This is a genomic window from Cocleimonas sp. KMM 6892, from assembly GCF_035798195.1.
GTDB classification, from domain to species: Bacteria; Pseudomonadota; Gammaproteobacteria; order Thiotrichales; family Thiotrichaceae; genus Cocleimonas; species Cocleimonas flava.
Window position 1 is genome coordinate 1,035,798 of the sequence record NZ_JAPFBV010000001.1, and the last position, 18,534, is coordinate 1,054,331.

The following is an 18,534-nucleotide window of genomic DNA, read 5'->3' on the forward strand; positions in this document are numbered from 1 at the left end:
TAGCATAGCTTTAAACTAAAAGTCACCCCCCTACTTTGAGGCCTTTATTTAAAAAAAGCCTCCAAAGTAGGGGGGTGACTTTTTTTATTTGGATAGAATATCTTTTAAGCGGACTCTTTCTAGTCCATCACCGTTGGCCATTTGTGCCAGAAATAATTCGGCTGTAGCAATCGCATCTTCCAAAGCGCTATGCGCATTATATCTGGGTAGTCCGTAATCAGCTCTTAGATTGAATAAGCGTAAAGAATTAGGTGAGAATCCTTGAGGGCGCTTATCCTGACGTTTTTGCGCTATTGCTAATGTATCAACAATCAGTAACGGTGGCGTATCGCCATAGATTTCTTTGCAAGCTGTGTTAAAGAAATTTCTTTCTATCTTGTCGTAATGCACTAACAAGACCCGTCCTTTCATTTTTTCTAATAACAATGCCAAGACATCATGTAAATGCTCGCCTGTCATCGCTCGATCATCCGTTATTTTATGGATGACGACACTTTCTGGAGGAATTTCGCGATTCACTTGAATGAAGTGATGGCTGTTTTCGCTCAGCTTTATTTTGCCGTTTTTGATCAGTGTAGAGCCAATGGAGAGAATGGCTTCTTTACTGGCATCTAATCCCGTCGTTTCAAAATCCAGTGCTAGAAATTCAACTTCCGAAGCGGGTAACTTTAAATCTGGAAATGGCGTGGAAAGGTAATCTTTGAGTATCTCATTTTCCACTTTTTCTAAAAGCGCTTGTCTTTTTTTATCTGGATTAGTGAAAAAAGAAAACATTAGCTAAGTCTTTCCATTGCAGTTTGCAAGGTACTGACAATCTCGAAAGAATCCTTAAGGTGTCTGCGCTCTAAAGAAGAAAGCTCTTCCGGTGGCACATGATTATCAGCAATTTTGCCATTTTCAATTTGCATCGCCTGATGCTTAAGTCGAACCGTTGAAATAAATTCAAATGCATCTTTCAAATCGGCTCTACCTTCCTGACTCAAAACGCCTGCTATAGCGGCTTCATCTAATCGTTCTTGAGTATTAATAACGTGAGAGCCTGCTTTTAAGGCATAAACACGTGCAAGGTCGATAATAGGAACAACACCTCTTTTCTTCATATTAAGTGCTTTCTGTTCAGCACCCGTTTTTTCCAGTACAAAATGTCTGAATAAACCTAAGGGTGGTCGATAATGCAAAGCGTTATCCACCATGAGATTGATGAAAAGGTCACTCTTCTTGGTTCGTTTATATACCTTGGTTTGCAATGCTTCGAGTAATTGTTGTTCGCCATGAATGCAGCGTAAATCAAAAAAGATACTGGCATACATAAGTGGTTTTGGTTCGGGTTCATCTATCCACTTTTTGAAGTATGCTAACCAGGTGGAAAAAGGCTGACGCCATTTTTTATTGGTTGCCATGACATCGCCCGGGCAATAAATATAACCGCAGGCATCCAGACCATCAGAAACAAACTTCGCCAGAGCGAGGAAATATTCGTCGTGTTTTTCCTCGACATAATCATCCGATAAGATCAGCGCATTGTCTTGATCAGAATGAGCTGTCTGTTCATTGCGGGCCTGAGACCCAGCAATGATAAATGCGTAAGGTACAGGCGGCGGACCGAGTTTATCTTCGGCCATACGTAATAAACGTTTAGCAATCGATTCGCCTATCGAGCTAATTGAATGTGCGGTATCGTCAGCATTGAGACCGCTATTAACAAGATTTACCAGTGTTGGCGCGAGTTGCTTGCTTAAGCTGGTAAGTTCTTCGACGGACTTTGCTCGATGAATTTCGTTGATCAGGTAAACGGCATTGTTACTTTGCTGGCGAATAATATCTGCCGCAGTAACCATTGATTTGATTATATTGTTTTCTAGTACGGGTATATGGCGAATATTGTTTCTGGCCATTGTTAACAGCGCCTGAGATGCAGTAGCTGTGGAAGGCATGGTTATCAGGTTGCGTGTCATGATGGTATCAACGCTATCTTCCAGATTAAGCCCTTTTGCAACTACCTTGGTACAGAATTCACGGTCTGTAATGATTCCCTGTATGTTGGTCTCACCAGAATTTATCACTAATAACGCACTCACGTGCTCGTTAGTCATTCTATTGGCGGCTTCCCTAATGGTAGTGTTAGATTCTACAATTAACGGCGTAGCGTGCGATAACTCGCTGACACGGGTAGAAATTAGTGAGCTACGCTCGTTGTTGCTGATAGTTTTAATAGCGCTGCGCAGACGCTCGTGTTTTCTTTCAGAGAAATATTCTCTAATCCCTTCTTCTTCTTTTAATAATTTTTTGAAAACAGGAGCGGCAATGATATATAGCAACGAGTCTTCAATTGCCATCACTTTGCGAGTAACAATACCACTGAGCATGGTGGAGCGATGTCCGGCCCAATCCCCTTCAGAAAGTTGAGCCGCTATATTCCCTTCCGTATCGTAAAGTTCTAATGCACCCGTACGTATCAGGTACAACGATTGATTTTCATCACCAGGAGTCAATAAAGGTTTCCCCCTGCGTAAATAAGTAACTTCGAGTGTTTTGACTATTTCATCAAGGGTCTTAGCTGAAAGTTTATCTAATGGAGAACAGGTCTCCAGATATTCGCGAATTTCTAGTTGCTCTATTTCCATGATTATTTTTGTACAGTTAAAGTTAGTATTTGATAGGGAACTCAGCTAAATGAAGTGCGGCTTTATAGGATACGGCAAGTCGTATTTTCATGTTGTCGGGAGTTACCGTACCTGTAGGCATTAATTCTATGGTCCAGCGTTTTTTATCACCTGAGTCTACCATTTTTACGGGTTGGGCTTCCTCCCCATCAATGATTATTGACATCGCGACATCATCGAGTGATGTTTTTGAGAGTAATTCAATAGGCAATAAGCGTTGATAACTTGGTGGTGCTTGAAACTTGAGGTGCATTTCCATGCCTACACCAAGAATTTCACAACGGTCTTCGACAGGAAGGCAACTATCATCGGTGACCACTAGCATTTTATCTAGATCTTCTGCTTTTTCTTCATCGGAATAGATGCCCGCAAGGAAATAACCTCCTAGCGCTAGAAAAGGTGACATTAGGATGGCGATTAACAAGTGTTTATTCATAAAGTATTCTTTTCTCGGAAGTTTATCAGTTGGCCATTCATCAGAAAGTGGTGAAGTTGGTCGTTTTCACGATGAAGATAATAGTTAATTATGCGATATTACCGTTACACATCAGGAGTTACTATATTTTTAATTCAATGTTTTGCTTAGCTAATAACAATAACAAAGCCCCCGATTTTATCTATGTTGTTAGCCCGGAGTCCTTTGGACTCTCCACTCTTAAATAAGCCACCCCTTGCTTATTTAAGAGTTTTTACCAGACTTCGGTCTGGTTTTTATTCAACTGTGAAATCGATAACTATATTTATGAATATTAGAATTCACAGATAAAAAAAAGCCTATTCATTGAATAGGCTTTTTAGTGTGTCGGTAAGGGGGAGCATCCTCCGTTTCCGACGTTACCCCTCCTAGCGGTTGGAGGAATTCTTCTACACCTCAAGAATGCGCTTTGTTAGCAATACTGTCAATAAACAGAAAAATATTCCAATATTATTAATTACTTATAAAGATTCTACAATCTTGGATAAATAAGTATCAAATTTAAAAACAGTGCTTTATGCTCAAGTATTGATTTTAATACTTTGGTGCAACAGTGTTTGACCTGATTGAGACAACAGAACAACTAGAAAACTTTGTAAATAAAATTAGTAACGCAAGCTGGGTTGCAATTGATACCGAATTCCTCCGCGAAAAAACTTACTACGCAAAACTCTGTCTGGTGCAGGTGGAAGCAGAGGGTTTAAGAGCGTGTATCGACCCATTATCTATTGACGATATTTCGTCATTTTCCTCAATCTTGCACAACCCTAATATCGTCAAAGTACTACATGCTGCGCATCAGGATTTAGAAATATTACTCCAATTAACAGGGAAAGTACCCGCGCCAATCTTTGATACACAGGTTGCGGCATCTGTTTTAGGTATCGGCGATCAAATGGGTTATGCCAGATTGGTAGAGGATATGCTGGGTGTTAGTCTGGCAAAAACCCAATCGAGAACCGACTGGTCTAAGCGCCCACTTAAGCCAGCGCAATTAGAATATGCGATTGATGATGTGCGTTATCTTGCGCAAATTTATCCAAAGATGATTGATAAATTAAAAGAGCAGGATCGATTAAGCTGGCTTGATAAGGATTTTACGCGAGCGACAGACCCAGAAGTCTATGCCAGTAACGCACGTGAACGATGGAAAAAAGTCCGAGGCAACCAAGTATTAAAACGACCTCAACTGGCTATTTTAAGAGAGCTGGCAGCATGGCGAGAAGACAAAGCAGAAAAATCTGACAGACCCAGAAAGTGGATAGTGAGTGATGATATTTTGCTGGATTTGTCCAGACAACAGCCGTCAAATCTAACTGAGATTGGAGAAATCAGAGGTATTAATGCGGATAGAAGCAGTAATACTCACCAAATCTGGTTAGATTTGATTAAAAAAGGTCAAAATACGCCAGAAGAAGAATGGCCCGAACTACCGAGAAGCAAAAAGCCATCACCCAATCAAAATGCGCTTATAGATTTATTGATGATAGTGGTACAAATTCAGGCTAAAAAGCACAATATTACAGCAGCTGTGATTGCGACAAGAAAGCAATTGGCGACGTTGGTTCAATCTGGTGAATCAAGACTTTCTGATGATTGGCGTGGTGAATTAGTGAATGAACAAATTCACAAAGTAATGTCTGGTGAAATGACGATAGGCGTAGAAAATTCCATCGTGAGTTTAATAGAATAATTTAACTGGCTAATCGACTCTTGATAAACGTTTCAAAATCGCCATCTTTAAACAATATCCATATTCAAAAGTCATCATAAAAACTAAATGAGCATAGAAAAACAAATGAATTCTCCATTATTAGATATTAAAGATCTTCCAGAATTTTCAAAAATACAAGCAGAACAAATTGAGCCAGCGCTTGATGAGTTAATAAAAGAAGCGCGAGAGCTTACCCAAACGTTGCTAGATGAAAACACAGAATACACCTGGGCGAACTTAATTGAGCCGCTAGAAACAGTTGATAACAAATTAAGTCGCATGTGGTCACCAATTAGCCATATGAACGGGGTTGTGAATTCTCCTGAACTTCGTGATGCATACAACGCCTGTTTGCCAAAACTAAGCGAATACAGCACCGAAATGGGACAGAACAAAGCGCTATTTAAAGCAATCGAACAGATTCAAACGAATGCTGATGCATTAGGTCTTGATGATGCACAACGCAAGTCACTGGAAGATTCAATTAAAGGTTTCCGCTTGTCTGGCGTCGATCTCGAAAGCGATAAGAAAAAGCGTTATGGTGAAATCAGCAAAGAGCTTTCAACACTGACTTCTAAGTACTCAGATAATGTTTTAGACGCGAGCAATGCCTGGACGAAATTGCTGACTGATAAATCAGCTTTGAGAGGTTTGCCAGATACTGCAATAGAGCAAGCAGCAGAAGCCGCTAAGCAAAGAGATGCCGAAGGCTGGATGTTGACGCTGGAATTTCCATCTTACTATGCAGTAATGACCTATGCGGATGATCGCGAATTACGCGCTGAAATGTATCGTGCCTATAGTACTCGCGCTTCAGATCAAGGTGACAATGAAGCCTTTGATAATAGCCAGAACATGGAAAAGATCTTGCAGCTTCGTCAGGAAAAAGCGCAGTTATTAGGTTTTGATAGCTATGCAAATTTGTCGCTAGATACGAAGATGGCAGAATCACCGGAACAAGTTCTGAAGTTTCTCTCTGAATTAGCTGAAAAATCTTTGCCGTTTGCGAAAAAAGAATACGAAGAGCTAAAGCAATTTGCCGAAGAAGAAGTGGGTATTGCCGATCTTCAGGCTTGGGACGTGGGCTATGTTAGCGAAAAACTAAAACAGCAACGTTACAGCATTAGTGATGAAGATTTAAAGCCATACTTCCCTGTTGATAATGTATTGGATGGTTTGTTCGAGTTAGTTGAGAAGCTTTATAACGTTAAGATTACACAAAATAAAGAGCAGGAAAGCTGGTACCCTGATGTACGTTTCTTCCATATCAATGATGCACAAGGTAACTTGAAAGCTCGTTTCTATTTGGATTTATATGCACGCCAGAACAAACGTGGCGGCGCATGGATGGCTGATTTCTGTAGCCGTTTTAAAATGGTGGATAAGCTGCAAACCCCCGTCGCATTTATGACGTGTAATTCAGCACCACCTGCTGGCGGTAAACCGGCGTTATTCACGCATGATGAAGTGATCACTTTATTCCACGAGTTTGGTCATGGTCTGCACCACATGATGACTCAGGTAGATTATCTGGATATTTCTGGTATTAGCGGTGTTGAGTGGGATGCAGTAGAACTTCCTAGTCAGTTTATGGAAAACTGGTGTTGGCAGCGTGAAGCGCTGGATATGTTTGCAGCACATTACGAAACGGGTGAAAAAATACCTGATGAGTTATTCGATAAAATGCAGGCGGCAAGACATTTCCAGAGTGCCATGGGTATGGTGCGTCAATTAGAATTTTCGATGTTCGATATGCGTCTCCACATGGATACTTCAATTAAAACATCGCAGCAAGTTCAGGATGTGTTAAATAAAACACGTGATGAAGTTGCGGTTATACACCCCCCCACTTTCAACCGTTTTCAGCATGGTTTCTCACACATCTTTGCGGGTGGTTATGCAGCGGGTTACTACAGCTATAAATGGGCTGAAGTACTTTCTGCTGATGCTTTTGCGAGGTTCGAAGAAGAAGGTTTATTCAATGAAAATGTGGGTAAAGCCTTTCTTACAGAAATTCTTGAAGTGGGTGGTTCGCGTCCGGCAATCGATTCTTTCAAAGCGTTTAGAGGCAGAGAGCCAAAAGTCGACGCCTTACTCAAGCATTCTGGATTGGCAGCATGAGTGACAGTAGTCCCAGCATCTCTAAAGAAACCAGTATCTATGGCGATAAGTTCAAAATTGCGAGTTGGAATGTAAACTCGCTGAAGGTTCGTTTGCCTCATGTGGAACAGTGGTTGAAAAAAGCAGAGCCAGATATTTTGGTACTGCAAGAAACGAAAACGATCGATGAAAATTTCCCTGCTGAAGACATTCAGAATATGGGCTATCAGGTCGTATTCTCAGGGCAAAAAACCTATAACGGTGTGGCAATACTCTGCAAAGATGAGTATTTGATTGAAGATGTGGTGATGGATCTTCCTGATCTGGATGATCCACAGCGTCGCATTTTAGCGGCAACTATCAATGGTATTCGCGTTCTTGATTTGTATGTGGTGAATGGTTCGGAAGTGGGCTCGGAGAAATTTGAATACAAACTCCATTGGCTTGAAAAAGTAACCAACTGGATTGAAGAACAATCTAAGCAATACAAGAAATTTGTCATTTTGGGTGATTTTAATATCGCCCCTAAAGATCGAGATGTGCATAACCCTAAATCCTGGCATGAGAAGATTCTCTGTTCTACACCTGAACGCAATGCCTTACAGAAAATTCTTGATCTCGGTTTTGCAGATTCTTTCCGTTTGTTTGAGCAAGAAGACGAAACCTATAGCTGGTGGGATTATCGCAGCGGTGGCTTTGACAAAAACATGGGCTTGCGTATTGATCTGGTTTTATCCAGCAAGCTTCTGGCTGAGCAATGCACAGCGAGTTATGTGGATCCTGAACCACGTGGCTGGGAAAGACCATCGGATCACGCACCAGTAGTGAGTGAGTATCGAAATCTCAAATGAATCTAGGCATTAAAAAAGTGCCTCAAAGTAGGGGGGTGGCTTTAATATTTACAGTTAAACACTCTCTTGTGTTTTAAGTATTTAGCTAGTGAGCAGTAAGTTTAAAGGAACCCTGTTTGTTTTAATTTGCGTGGCTCTTTGGGCGTTAATTCCGGTGGTTGCTAAGCTGGGTCAGGCAAGCTTGGATAATCACCAGTTTTTGTTTTGGTCGAGTCTGGTTTCTTTGATTGTTCTAAGCATTACCGCTGTTATAAAAGGCGATATGTCTGAGCTGGGTAGTTATTCCCTGAAAGAATGGCTCTACTATGCTTTTTTAGGTTTGCTCGGCACGTATATTTACTATCTATTTCTTTATCTTGGTTATGCTAAAGCAGTAGGGATGGAAGTGTTGGTGATTCAATACACCTGGCCAATTTTCATCCTTGTACTTTCCTTATTTATTTTAAAAGAACAGCTTACCATCAGAAAAACAATTGCTATCGCCTTGGGTTTTATCGGCGTTATGCTGGTATTAACCAAGGGTGAGTTCGAAAACGTTCAGCTGAATAATCTTACGGTAATTTCATTAGTTGCTGCTGGGTCATTTTGTTTTGCACTGTTTTCTGTGCTTAGTAAAAATATCAAGCGACGAGCGCCGTTAGTAGTGATTAGCATTTATTTTCTGTCGGCAACATTGGCATCACTAATTTCGATGCTGTATTTCTCAGAGTTTGCTGTTCCATCTTCGGCTGAAATTATGCCAATTCTGTTAAATGGCATTCTTGTAAATGGATTTTCTTATTTATTCTGGTTGATGGCATTGAGATCAGCTGAAGCATCGTATCTTGCGCCTTTCACTTTCATTACACCGGTGTTATCTGCAATCTACCTGATAGTCTTTTTTGACGAGCCGATGCTGGGAATCTATCTGGTCGGTTTAGCTTGTGTAATTGTGGGAGGTTTGGTGAATAGCCTTGGTGCTTCAAAGAAAGCTTAAAAGCATTTCTTGCAGGCAAAAAAAAGCCGCTTAAAGCGGCTAAATTCACATCGAAGGAAATCATTATTATTAGAAGTTTAGCTATATTGAGAATCAATATCCTGTAAAGCCACCTGATAGCGACGTATTCCTTTAAAGATCGCTTTGGCTAATTTTTCTTGGTGTCGTGCAGTTTTCAGGCGTTTTTCTTCCTGAGGGTTGCTGATAAATGCTGTTTCAATTAAAACGGAAGGAATATCAGGAGACTTCAAAACGACAAAACCTGCGCTTTCAACACGGCTTCTGAGTAAATTGTTTACGCTGCCTAATTCTTTAAGCACTCCGTTCGCAATCTCCAGACTTTTAGTGGTGGTTGCCTCTTGTGCCAGACCCACAACTATTGAGTTTAGTGTTTTATTTTTGTGTAAGCGTGCGCCTGCAATTTTTGTCTCGTATGAGTTTTCACTCTTAGCAAGTAATCTAGCCGCTTCACTGGTAGCCCCTTTGTCCGACAATATGTAGACAGACGAGCCTGTTAATTTGCGACTAGGGTTAGCATCTGCATGTATCGATATAAAAAGATCTGCTCTGTTCTTTCTCGCTTTTTCGATACGTTTACGCAATGTAACGTAATAATCACCATCGCGAATCAAGACACCGCGCATACCCGGCTGTCGATCGATTTGTTTTTTCAGGCGTTTAGCAATTTGGAGCGCTACATTTTTTTCTTTTGTGCCGCGTTTGCCTACAGCGCCAGGGTCTCTACCGCCATGGCCAGCATCAATTGCTATTACGATTGGCTTTCTAATCACCCCCCCACTTACAGCGCTTATCGCCTGGCGGGTTTTTTGTTCGACTGATTTAGGTGCCTGTTTAGGGCTCAGTGCGACTTCAAGGAAAAAGCTTTTGTTATTCGCACTCATTCTGGATGATGGGTGCGCCTGTTGAGCCATGTCTAAAACAACACGATAGTCATTCTTGTTGCGTCTGGCATCTCTCAGTTTATTGATGAGTTGCTTAGAAGCCGCAGTGTTGCGATTTAATTTGAGTTTAGTGAGCGACGTTGTATCAAGAAAATCTATAACGACTCGATCTGGATTTTTTAACGTCGAAACTTTGTGGCGCACGGATTTATCAAGCTCAAATATAAGCTTTTGGCTTCCTTTAGCACCTTGCTTAAGAGAGACTGATTTGATATTCGCGCTGCGACCTTTAGCGAAAGTATGAGGTGCCACGCTAGTTGCTCCAGCGACACCTAATATTTTGCCTAATCTCAGTACGAAGTCTCTACGCTTCTGACTGGTAGTATCCATATTCCCCAATGATTTGTGAGTATCTAAGCCCTATCCGATATTCACATTCAAATGTTATAAGTATGTAGTTTGTAAAACACGAGCTGAAAATTATTTTTATTACTCGCGGTTTGTTTATATAGTAAAACTCAGTAGAGACTTAAATTCAAGTGATTTTTACTATAATTTCATAAGTCTTTGTTTTTAATAGTTATAGATGGTTTTGTAATTATCTCTCTCTGCGTATCTCGATAGAGAATATCGATAATTAAATCAGGCTCAGGAAGGAATCCTTGTGCTTTTTCAGGCCATTCTACAAGGCATAAAGCATCACTATTCCAGTATTCTCTACCGCCGATATATTCGAGTTCTTCAGGGTCAGCTAATCGATAAAGATCAAAATGATAAATCATCCGATCTTTGATTTGATAAGGTTCGACGAGCGTGTAAGTGGGACTTTTTACAGTGCCTTGAAAGCCAAGGCTTCTGAGTAAGCCTCGTACTAAGGTTGTTTTGCCCGCACCGAGATCTCCATTGAGAAAAACCATGCCGCCTTTAGGGAATTTTTCTGCAATTTCTCCACCGAAACTCATCATTTCGTTTTCATCGTGGATGATTTGTTTATCTGTCATCTTTATCTTTCATAATTAATTGTCATCTTATCTGTCACTTATATTTTATCTTCACTGTTTTATCTTAATTTAGCTTCAGTGTATGGCTGATAATTTGTTGTTCAAGAGTGCTCTCAAGTGAGGGAATAAATCACTGGCTAACATACCTATTTCACCATTTTCGGCCGCTAAATCAGCGGCATGTGCATGGGTCTCAACCCCAACCGTTGCTGCATCAGAGATATCTAACCCCTGAGCAACTAATGCTCCGATAATACCGCTTAAAACATCTCCCATACCACCACTAGACATGCCAGGGTTTCCACGGGTACACACGAATGTTTCACTACCATCACTGATTAAAGTACCTGCGCCTTTAAGAATAATGGCACCCCCGTACTTACAGTGCATTTTTTTACTGCTTGAAAACCTGTCGGATTCAATTTCTTTGGTAGTTGTCTGCAATAGGCGCGAAGCTTCTTTGGGGTGCGGAGTTAGTATCCAGTTGTCTTTTTTGATGGGTTGTTCAGACAGTAAATTTAACGCATCAGCATCCATAATTATCGGTTGACTGGCGTTGATAGCATGTGAAAATAATTGTCGGGCCCATGGTGTTTTTCCTAATCCGGGTCCTAGTACGATGGTAGTTGCTTTCGTTAAAAGCTCATCAAGCTCTTGTGGATCTTCAACGCCTTTTACCATCATTTCAGGTCTTGTCGCGTTTATATAATTCGCATGAGAAGGGTGTGTAGCGACATGCACTAAACCAGCACCAGAGCGCAAGCAGGCTTCTGCAGCAAGTCGAATCGCTCCTGGCATACCTTCGCCGCCACCAATTAACAAGACACTGCCGAAATTGCCTTTATGGCTGCAGCGAGGACGGGGTGTAATGGTATTGGTAATAATGTTTTCAGGAATGAGGTATGTATTTGATTTTGTGCTTAATTGTTCATACACAGAAGCGGGCACTCCCAGATCATCAAAGATGAGTTGACCTACTTGATCCCTTGCTTGTCCGGTAAATAAGCCATGTTTCAGGCCGATATACGTTACTGTTAAATCTGCTTTAATACATGCTCCAAGAATCTGACCCGTATCAGAACTCAAACCAGACGGAATATCGACAGCGACTTTTTTCGCTGAACTTTGATTAACGGCATCAAAAAAGCCTATCCAATCATCTTTTACATTGCGAGTGAGTCCCGTACCTAAAATAGCATCTACAATCACATCAGCATTCAAAAGTATTTCTTCAAATTCAGCAGAAATCCCCCCAGCTTGGGTGAATGCATCTTTGGCAAGCAGTGCGTCGCCTTGTATGGCGTTGACATCTCCCAATTGAATAAGGGTAGTTTTTAATCCTGCCTTTATGGCAAGCGTAGCAATTACATAACCATCGCCACCATTATTACCAGCACCACATAAAACACATACTGATTTAGAATCTGGGTATGAATTTAGTATCGCGTCAAATGTTGCTTGAGCGGCTCTTTGCATTAAAGTAAACCCTGGAATGCCGAAGTCCTGTATCGCTATTCGATCTAGTTCTCTGGTTTGATCGGCACAATATAAGGTCGATAAAGTAGATAAATTACGTGGTTTAGATATCACAATGCTATTATTACTGCTGGGTTAAAAGGAATGACATTGAATAATATCACGCAAATAAAACTTAAGCAGTGGGCGCAACAACTGGGATTTCAGGGGTTGGGCGTGAGTGGTATTGATTTATCCACTCAAGAGAGGTATCTGAAGCGCTGGTTAGCAAACGGTTCTCACGGTGATATGGAGTGGATGGAGCGACATGGCAATAAGCGAACACGCCCCGAAGAGCTCGAAGAAGGAACCATGAGTGTCATCAGCGTGCGTATGGATTATTTGCCGCCACAAACCGTCGACCCAATCATGGTGCTGAATCACCCAGAGCGCGCTTATGTTTCCCGTTATGCTTTAGGCAGGGATTATCACAAGATCATGCGCAAGAAGCTGGAAAAGCTCGCGAAGAAAATCAATGAAGAACTCAGTGACTCCGAGCAAATGCAGTACCGTGTGTTTGTTGATAGCGCGCCCGTCATGGAAAAACCAATCGCGGTGAAAGCAGGTCTAGGCTGGATGGGTAAGCACACCAATATTTTGAGCCAGAATGTTGGGTCATGGTTTTTTCTTGGTGAAATATATACCAATTTGCCCTTAACCGAATCCCAGGCAGTTGATAATCATTGCGGAGATTGTACGGCGTGTATTGATGTTTGTCCGACCAAAGCAATTATCAAACCCTATGAATTAGACGCCAGACGCTGTATTTCTTATTTAACCATCGAGCATAAAGGCGTTATTCCTGTGGAATTTAGAGAGCCCATGGGAAATAGAATTTATGGTTGCGATGACTGTCAATTGATCTGTCCGTGGAATCGTTTTGCTGTAGATACCAAAGAATCAGACTTTTCAACGCGAAATAACCTTGATTCTGCAAGCTTATTAAGCCTCTTTGCGTGGAGCGAAGAAGACTTTTTAAAGAATCTGGAAGGGTCTGCAATTAGACGAATTGGCTATGAGCGATGGCAAAGGAATATCGCCATTGCGCTAGGAAACGCGCCCTCATCAGAGAAAATTATCACTGCCTTAAACGCCAAATATGAGGTCTCATCCGAGATGGTTCGAGAACATATCTCTTGGGCACTTCAGCGCTTAAAATGATCCATCTGGCGAAATATTGATCAGTAAAGCTGGTATGTATTAGAATGTTGGCATATCTTACGCTGAACTTCTATCTATTGTGATGTTCTTAATAGCTGCGACATAATTATCAATTCTGTTATGCAAATATAACGATTTTGATTGTTGCTACTCTTTAAACAGTTGCAACGCTATAAGTCCTTCAAAAACCATCGATAAAACGAGAAACCAGGGAATGCTAAAAAAATCTTTGCTGATCTTGCTTCTGAGCTTTTTAATGAGCGCTCAAGCACAAGTAAATGCTGAATTGAATACTGCAAACATCTACACCAACGTTGAAAAATCAGTCTATCAAATACGTGTAATAAATAAAGAAACGGGGAAAAAATCAAGCATAGGTTCTGGTTTTGTTGTCACTAAAGATAATATCCTGGCGACTAACTATCATGTAGTTAGCGAATACATTAACGATCCTGATGTTTTCTCTTTAGAGTTTCTATCAACGACTGGTGCAACAGGTCCTTTAGAGTTAGTTGATTTCGATATCGTTCATGATCTTGCTGTCGTCAAAGCGAATCAACCAATGGGTGTTCCGTTAAGAATTTCTTACCTACCTGAAAAAGGCGCTAGCTTATATTCATTAGGAAACCCAATGGATTTGGGTTTCACCATCATCAAAGGCACCAATAACGGTATTTTAACCAAAGACGAAGACGGTAATATTCTGTTTTCTGGAAGCTTGAACCCAGGCATGAGTGGCGGTCCAACCCTTGATGAAACAGGCAATATCATTGGTATCAATGTTGCAACATCGGGTAATGATATTAGTTTTCTGGTTCCTGCAGAGTATTTAACGGTCGTGTTGGATCGTTTGAAAGAAACTAGCTTTGAAGCCGTAAGCGATCGTTTTGCGCATAGTTCTGGTCAATTACTGGCTAATTCACAAAAAATCGTGAACAAGATGCTGAATAATAAATGGAGTGGTACCAAAATCGGTTCATTCGTGGTGCCGGCAGAAGTCGATAAATCGATCCGTTGTTGGGATGCGAGTAGAACTCCAAAGAAAGATGATCTATTCCGCACGTATTTCACGCGTTGTTCTAATGAAGACAATATCTTTATTTCTAGCCGATTGAATGTTGGCAGTATCAATTATGAATATATGTGGCTAGAAACGGAAAAACTCTCGCCGACACGTTTCTACCGTCGTTATGAAAAAGTGAATAGCAGTGTTATTGGGGGGCATGCTGGTAAGCGTGATGTGACTAACTTCTCTTGTCATACTGATTTCACTAAGATTGGTGATCATGATTTTAAAACGTCTGTTTGTCGAAGAGATTACCTTAAATATACAGGTTTGAGCGATATGCTCTTTACCACCGCACTGGTTGGTCAAAAAGATAAGGGTTTTCTTTTCAATCTAGATTTAACCGGTACAGATCCTAAAGCCGCATTAGCATTATTTCAAAGCATGCTGGAGAAATTCAAATGGCAAAACTAATTCTTGAAACGATTCAGCGTGGCGTTCATCACTATCATAAAGTTGACTCATTTCCGGTAACGGTTGGTCGTGCTTTTGATAACGACGTTATCATTCAGGATGTTACGATCTCTCCTCATCATGTGGTGATTGATCAGGAAGGTGATGATCTCTACATACAAAACCTATCAACGGAGAATGGCACAAAACTTCGTAAAAAAGCGATGGGTGATGAGCGCGTAAAAATTGAAGCGCCGACTAGTTTTCAAATGAGTGGTGTCAAAGCTAGATTGCTACCGATAGATATGCCGGTTGAAAGTACGCATGTTAAAGATTGTAGCGGTTTTTTCTGTATCTTCAGTAATCCACTTTGGGCGATTGGGCTTTTACTGGCAACGATTGCCATGTTCTTCTACGAGCGTTATGTAACTACGCCCGTTCCCAAAGAAATATTCTTTTATCTAAATACCGTATTGCCATCGATATGGATAATTCTGGGTATTACCGTTGTTATTTCTGGCATTAGCCGTATTTCGACGCATCGCTGGGAAATTATCCCTGCGATTAGTATTTCCGCATTGATATTTTTATTGCCCCAAGTCTTTGAATACATTGGTCATTACGCAGCTTATCTGCTTACAGAGGATTCTGTGGGCTTGTGGTTAAAATATGCGGCTAAATTTATTGTGATCCCAGCGCTTATTGCAGTATTCATTGTGAAGACTATACATGCTAAGTGGTTGCCTGCTGCAGGGATTGCAGTACTCGTATACTCGCCATTCCTTGCTTATCAGGTATTGATTCTTGTTGATGAGTTATCACTGAAATCTGGTTTTTCTGAAGTGCCTTCATACAGTCAGACACTGTTACCTAGTGATACCCGTTTAAATGCAACAATCTCTTTGGATCAGTTCATCAAAGAAGCAGATAGAGAAACAACACGAGATGTTGAGCAGATGTTAACGGAGGCTAAGAAGAAGGAACAAGAGTCTTAGTTGCTGTAAAAAAAAACGGCCCAAAGTAGGGGGGTGGCTTTATCTAAGCACTTTCCCTGCTTGGTTCTATTTTCGCTTGTCGGCTCAATAGCGAGAACGTATAAAGTGCCAAGCCAATCCAGATTCCACTGAACCCTATTAATTGATCTGTATTAACCGTTTCTTTAAAGATAAATGCGCCGATCAGGAATTGCATCGTTGGCGTAATATAAAAAAGAATACCTGAAGTCGTCATTGGTAATAAACGCGCACCAGCCGTGAATAAAACCAATGGAACAACCGTCACTATACCGGCTAAGCCCAGAAATATATCAGTATTCAAATCCAGGTTTAGAAAAACTGCTTCACCACTGATTTCGATATAAACCAGATAACCCAAAGAAAGCGGGACTAACAGTAAGGTCTCCACTAAAAGCCCGGGTACTGCAGAGGTTTTAATGAATTTTCTTAAGATGCCATAGGCGGCGAAACTAAAGCCAACCACAAGCCCAATCCAGGGAAATACTTCCACGCTAAAAATGTAATAAAGCACGCCTAAGGTAGCGAAGGTTACCGCCAGCTTGCGCAGAGGACCTAGTTGTTCTTTAAAGATGACTAAGCCGCCGAGGACATGAAGCAAAGGGCTTAAAAAATATCCCATGCTCGCTTCAACCACCCGATCGTTATTTACAGCGTATACGTAAACACCCCAATTGATAGTAATCAGGGTAGAGGTCAGTAATAGCCAGCCGAGCTCGCGTTTATTTTTTAAGGTGGAGAAAAAGTCCGATCGCCAGCTTGTGATGAGAACAACAAAAAGAATAAGTACAGGAACAGACCACAGCATGCGGTGTGATAAAACTTCAAAGGCTGGCACATGTTTCACAAGTGCCCAGTAAAGTGGGAATAAGCCCCAGCCAACGTACCCCAATAATATTAGTATTATGCCTTTATTCATAGGCAAGCATTATAGGACACTAATGTCATATTAACTGCTTTGTAAGCGGCTTAATTAGGTGGTAGATGCCTGAATAAGAGCAACTCCACGATACACTTTATAGATATCAATATGTTACGTTTCCAAACAACACTGTAAGTACAAGAACTTTGCGTGTTTTGAAAGACTTTATTTTACATGGCAGCATAATTGCCAATACCAGAAACGCTCGTTTGAACGATAACTAGCTTTCGCCAAGAGATTAGATTAATTCCTTGGCGCAGTATTTTGATGTGCCGTTGATATTAAATAAATGTACTAAAAAACATCACCCAGCTGAAGATGATTAAACCAACGATAAGAATTGAAGGAAATGTGAAATCCCACATAATAAACTCCGATAACTAACTATTTAACGAAGTTTAAATTTACACCTATGCGATTTTTAGAATAATGACTTGGGTCAATACTTTGATTTTTTTATTATTTAAGTCAGTTTTTACTTGAATACTTTGATCACTTCATCATGTTTGAGGTGACGAGCCAGCCCTTTAGGGGTAATGCCGTCACTATTAGATGAGTTTCTGCTTAAACCTCTACCAATCAAGTATGCCGCGGTTTCTGGGTGTCCAAAACGAGCAGCTTCATGTAATGCTGTCCATTTCTTTTTTGTTTTGGCGTTAAGTTTTGCCCCTTTTGATAGCAGAAGCTTTACGACATCTAAACGACCTTTAGCTGCAGCTTCGTGCAAAGGTGTTTCATCGTATTGATCTCGCGCATTTACGTTGGCGCCATTTTCGATAATGACGCGTGCAAAGCCAAGTTGTCCATTAGCAGCTGCTTTGTGCAATAAAGATTCGCCGATACTATCGGTGATGTTTACATCTGCGCCATTGCTGGCTAATAGATTAGCGATGCTCACATTGCCGTTTCTTAAAACCACTTGAAGAGGTGTGCCTTTCTGGCTGCCAGTGTTTGCATTGGCACCAAACTTTAATAGTTTTTCTACAACGTCTACTTGTGCCTTCGCGATTGCAAGGTGAAGTGGGTTTCCGCCTCTGCCGGTTTTATTAGGGTCGGCTCTGTAATAAAGCAGTTTGTTGATAATGCCTGTCTGGTTTCTCTCAATGGCATTTAGTAGGGGTGTTTCTCCCGCGTTACTTGATTTGTCCGGATCAGCGCCATTTTCTAAAAGCAGTTGAACATTACTATCACTGCCTTGGTCTACGGCTACTAGTAATGGCGTGCGTCCTCCACGGTTCGTCGCGTTAACGTCTGCGCCGTAAAGTACAAGTTTGTCCGCAATGTCATACATTCGTAGTCGAAGTGCGGTGTATAGAACAGGTTCGCCGTTCGCCGCAATTGTATTTGCATCAGCGCCTTGTTTAAGGAAACGTTCTGCTTCTTTTTTTCTCGCAGCCATTAAGTTGTCTGCGAACGCTTTGTTAGAAACGGGATTAGCATTAGGACGACCAGGTATTTTACGTTTTCGTAAACTGCCGTATTTTGATTCAACTTTCTTTTCTGGCTTGGCCTCGGCGCCTTCCTCAGAACTTTTACTGTCCGAAGACGAGGTTGAATCTGCAGATGATTCCGCAGTTGCATCTTCCGAACTTGTAGATTTAATACCAGCTCCCCCGCAACCTGCGAGAAAAGTGATTGTAAAAAATACACTGAAAATAATTCGTAATGAATTAGCTGACATTACTCCACCCTTATTAGATTACCGCTTGATTAGCGGTCTGTTTTTGCCCCTTAGTGGTCGACATAATAGCCAAAATAGTGAATTCTGTCATTTAGAATTCA

The 18,534-nt window shown here is 41.1% G+C and carries 15 protein-coding genes; 7 read left to right on the forward strand and 8 right to left on the reverse strand.

Features of this window, described 5'->3' with window-relative positions:
• Positions 1-84 precede the first annotated feature (84 nt).
• From OO007_RS04665 to OO007_RS04675, 3 genes are read right to left on the reverse strand one after another with little or no spacing between them, the layout of a single operon-like run.
• On the reverse strand, positions 85-774 hold the full coding sequence (locus OO007_RS04665; RefSeq protein WP_131904836.1) for an exonuclease domain-containing protein: 690 nt from the start codon (positions 772-774) through the stop codon (positions 85-87).
• A complete protein-coding gene (locus tag OO007_RS04670) occupies positions 774-2,624 on the reverse strand; it encodes a DUF294 nucleotidyltransferase-like domain-containing protein (RefSeq protein ID WP_131904837.1) in 1,851 nt (616 codons plus the stop codon). The genes OO007_RS04665 and OO007_RS04670 overlap by 1 nt, the downstream gene beginning before the upstream one ends.
• Before the next feature lie 22 nt (positions 2,625-2,646).
• Positions 2,647-3,099 (reverse strand): hypothetical protein, encoded by a 453-nt coding sequence (locus OO007_RS04675; RefSeq protein ID WP_131904838.1) that lies wholly within the window; start codon positions 3,097-3,099, stop codon positions 2,647-2,649.
• Between the two features lie 592 nt (positions 3,100-3,691).
• Here OO007_RS04675 and rnd point away from each other — a divergent pair.
• From rnd to OO007_RS04695, 4 genes are all read left to right on the forward strand, one after another.
• Entirely contained in the window at positions 3,692-4,831 is a 1,140-nt protein-coding gene (gene rnd / locus OO007_RS04680) for a ribonuclease D (protein ID WP_325807915.1), read from the forward strand.
• A gap of 105 nt (positions 4,832-4,936) precedes the next feature.
• Complete coding sequence (locus tag OO007_RS04685) at positions 4,937-6,973, forward strand: M3 family metallopeptidase (RefSeq protein ID WP_325807916.1); 2,037 nt, start codon at positions 4,937-4,939, stop codon at positions 6,971-6,973.
• Positions 6,970-7,803 carry an exodeoxyribonuclease III gene (xth, locus tag OO007_RS04690; RefSeq protein ID WP_325807917.1) on the forward strand — a complete coding sequence of 278 codons (834 nt, stop codon included), beginning with the start codon at positions 6,970-6,972 and terminating at the stop codon, positions 7,801-7,803. Before OO007_RS04685 ends, xth begins: the two co-directional genes overlap by 4 nt.
• Before the next feature lie 88 nt (positions 7,804-7,891).
• Positions 7,892-8,779, forward strand: a complete 888-nt coding sequence (locus OO007_RS04695) for a DMT family transporter (RefSeq protein ID WP_325807918.1) — start codon at positions 7,892-7,894, stop codon at positions 8,777-8,779.
• 77 nt (positions 8,780-8,856) lie between these two features.
• Here OO007_RS04695 and OO007_RS04700 read toward each other — a convergent pair whose 3' ends face one another.
• The 3 genes from OO007_RS04700 to OO007_RS04710 form a co-directional block, all read right to left on the reverse strand.
• The gene (locus tag OO007_RS04700) at positions 8,857-10,071 is read right to left on the reverse strand and encodes an N-acetylmuramoyl-L-alanine amidase (protein WP_131904843.1); all 1,215 of its coding nucleotides are present in this window, start codon (positions 10,069-10,071) and stop codon (positions 8,857-8,859) included.
• A 167-nt stretch (positions 10,072-10,238) separates the two neighbouring features.
• Complete coding sequence (gene tsaE / locus OO007_RS04705) at positions 10,239-10,682, reverse strand: tRNA (adenosine(37)-N6)-threonylcarbamoyltransferase complex ATPase subunit type 1 TsaE (RefSeq protein ID WP_325807919.1); 444 nt, start codon at positions 10,680-10,682, stop codon at positions 10,239-10,241.
• A gap of 75 nt (positions 10,683-10,757) precedes the next feature.
• Positions 10,758-12,272, reverse strand: coding sequence for an NAD(P)H-hydrate dehydratase (locus OO007_RS04710; protein ID WP_325807920.1), 1,515 nt, complete (start codon positions 12,270-12,272; stop codon positions 10,758-10,760).
• 30 nt (positions 12,273-12,302) lie between these two features.
• On the opposite strand from OO007_RS04710, the gene queG reads away from it, so the two are divergent.
• The 3 genes from queG (at position 12,303) to OO007_RS04725 (ending at position 15,812) form a co-directional block, all read left to right on the forward strand.
• Positions 12,303-13,358: a tRNA epoxyqueuosine(34) reductase QueG gene (queG, locus tag OO007_RS04715; protein ID WP_325807921.1), complete on the forward strand. Its 1,056-nt coding sequence runs from the start codon at positions 12,303-12,305 to the stop codon at positions 13,356-13,358.
• A gap of 256 nt (positions 13,359-13,614) precedes the next feature.
• Complete coding sequence (locus OO007_RS04720) at positions 13,615-14,838, forward strand: S1 family peptidase (RefSeq protein WP_325807922.1); 1,224 nt, start codon at positions 13,615-13,617, stop codon at positions 14,836-14,838.
• Positions 14,826-15,812, forward strand: coding sequence for an FHA domain-containing protein (locus tag OO007_RS04725; protein WP_131904848.1), 987 nt, complete (start codon positions 14,826-14,828; stop codon positions 15,810-15,812). The genes OO007_RS04720 and OO007_RS04725 overlap by 13 nt, the downstream gene beginning before the upstream one ends.
• A gap of 43 nt (positions 15,813-15,855) precedes the next feature.
• Here the strand turns inward: OO007_RS04725 and rarD are convergent, their stop codons facing one another.
• Positions 15,856-16,749 carry an EamA family transporter RarD gene (gene rarD / locus OO007_RS04730; RefSeq protein ID WP_325807923.1) on the reverse strand — a complete coding sequence of 298 codons (894 nt, stop codon included), beginning with the start codon at positions 16,747-16,749 and terminating at the stop codon, positions 15,856-15,858.
• A gap of 478 nt (positions 16,750-17,227) precedes the next feature.
• Positions 17,228-18,433 carry an ankyrin repeat domain-containing protein gene (locus OO007_RS04735; RefSeq protein ID WP_325807924.1) on the reverse strand — a complete coding sequence of 402 codons (1,206 nt, stop codon included), beginning with the start codon at positions 18,431-18,433 and terminating at the stop codon, positions 17,228-17,230.
• Positions 18,434-18,534: the final 101 nt, after the last annotated feature.

Coding starts and splice junctions, on each gene's coding strand:
- OO007_RS04665 (WP_131904836.1), bottom strand. CDS start 774: ATGTTTTCTTTTTTCACTAATCCAGATAAAAAAAGACAAGCGCTTTTA.
- OO007_RS04670 (WP_131904837.1), bottom strand. CDS start 2,624: ATGGAAATAGAGCAACTAGAAATTCGCGAATATCTGGAGACCTGTTCT.
- OO007_RS04675 (WP_131904838.1), bottom strand. CDS start 3,099: ATGAATAAACACTTGTTAATCGCCATCCTAATGTCACCTTTTCTAGCG.
- OO007_RS04685 (WP_325807916.1), top strand. CDS start 4,937: ATGAATTCTCCATTATTAGATATTAAAGATCTTCCAGAATTTTCAAAA.
- xth (WP_325807917.1), top strand. CDS start 6,970: ATGAGTGACAGTAGTCCCAGCATCTCTAAAGAAACCAGTATCTATGGC.
- OO007_RS04700 (WP_131904843.1), bottom strand. CDS start 10,071: ATGGATACTACCAGTCAGAAGCGTAGAGACTTCGTACTGAGATTAGGC.
- tsaE (WP_325807919.1), bottom strand. CDS start 10,682: ATGACAGATAAACAAATCATCCACGATGAAAACGAAATGATGAGTTTC.
- queG (WP_325807921.1), top strand. CDS start 12,303: ATGACATTGAATAATATCACGCAAATAAAACTTAAGCAGTGGGCGCAA.
- OO007_RS04720 (WP_325807922.1), top strand. CDS start 13,615: ATGAGCGCTCAAGCACAAGTAAATGCTGAATTGAATACTGCAAACATC.
- OO007_RS04725 (WP_131904848.1), top strand. CDS start 14,826: ATGGCAAAACTAATTCTTGAAACGATTCAGCGTGGCGTTCATCACTAT.
- rarD (WP_325807923.1), bottom strand. CDS start 16,749: ATGAATAAAGGCATAATACTAATATTATTGGGGTACGTTGGCTGGGGC.
- OO007_RS04735 (WP_325807924.1), bottom strand. CDS start 18,433: ATGTCAGCTAATTCATTACGAATTATTTTCAGTGTATTTTTTACAATC.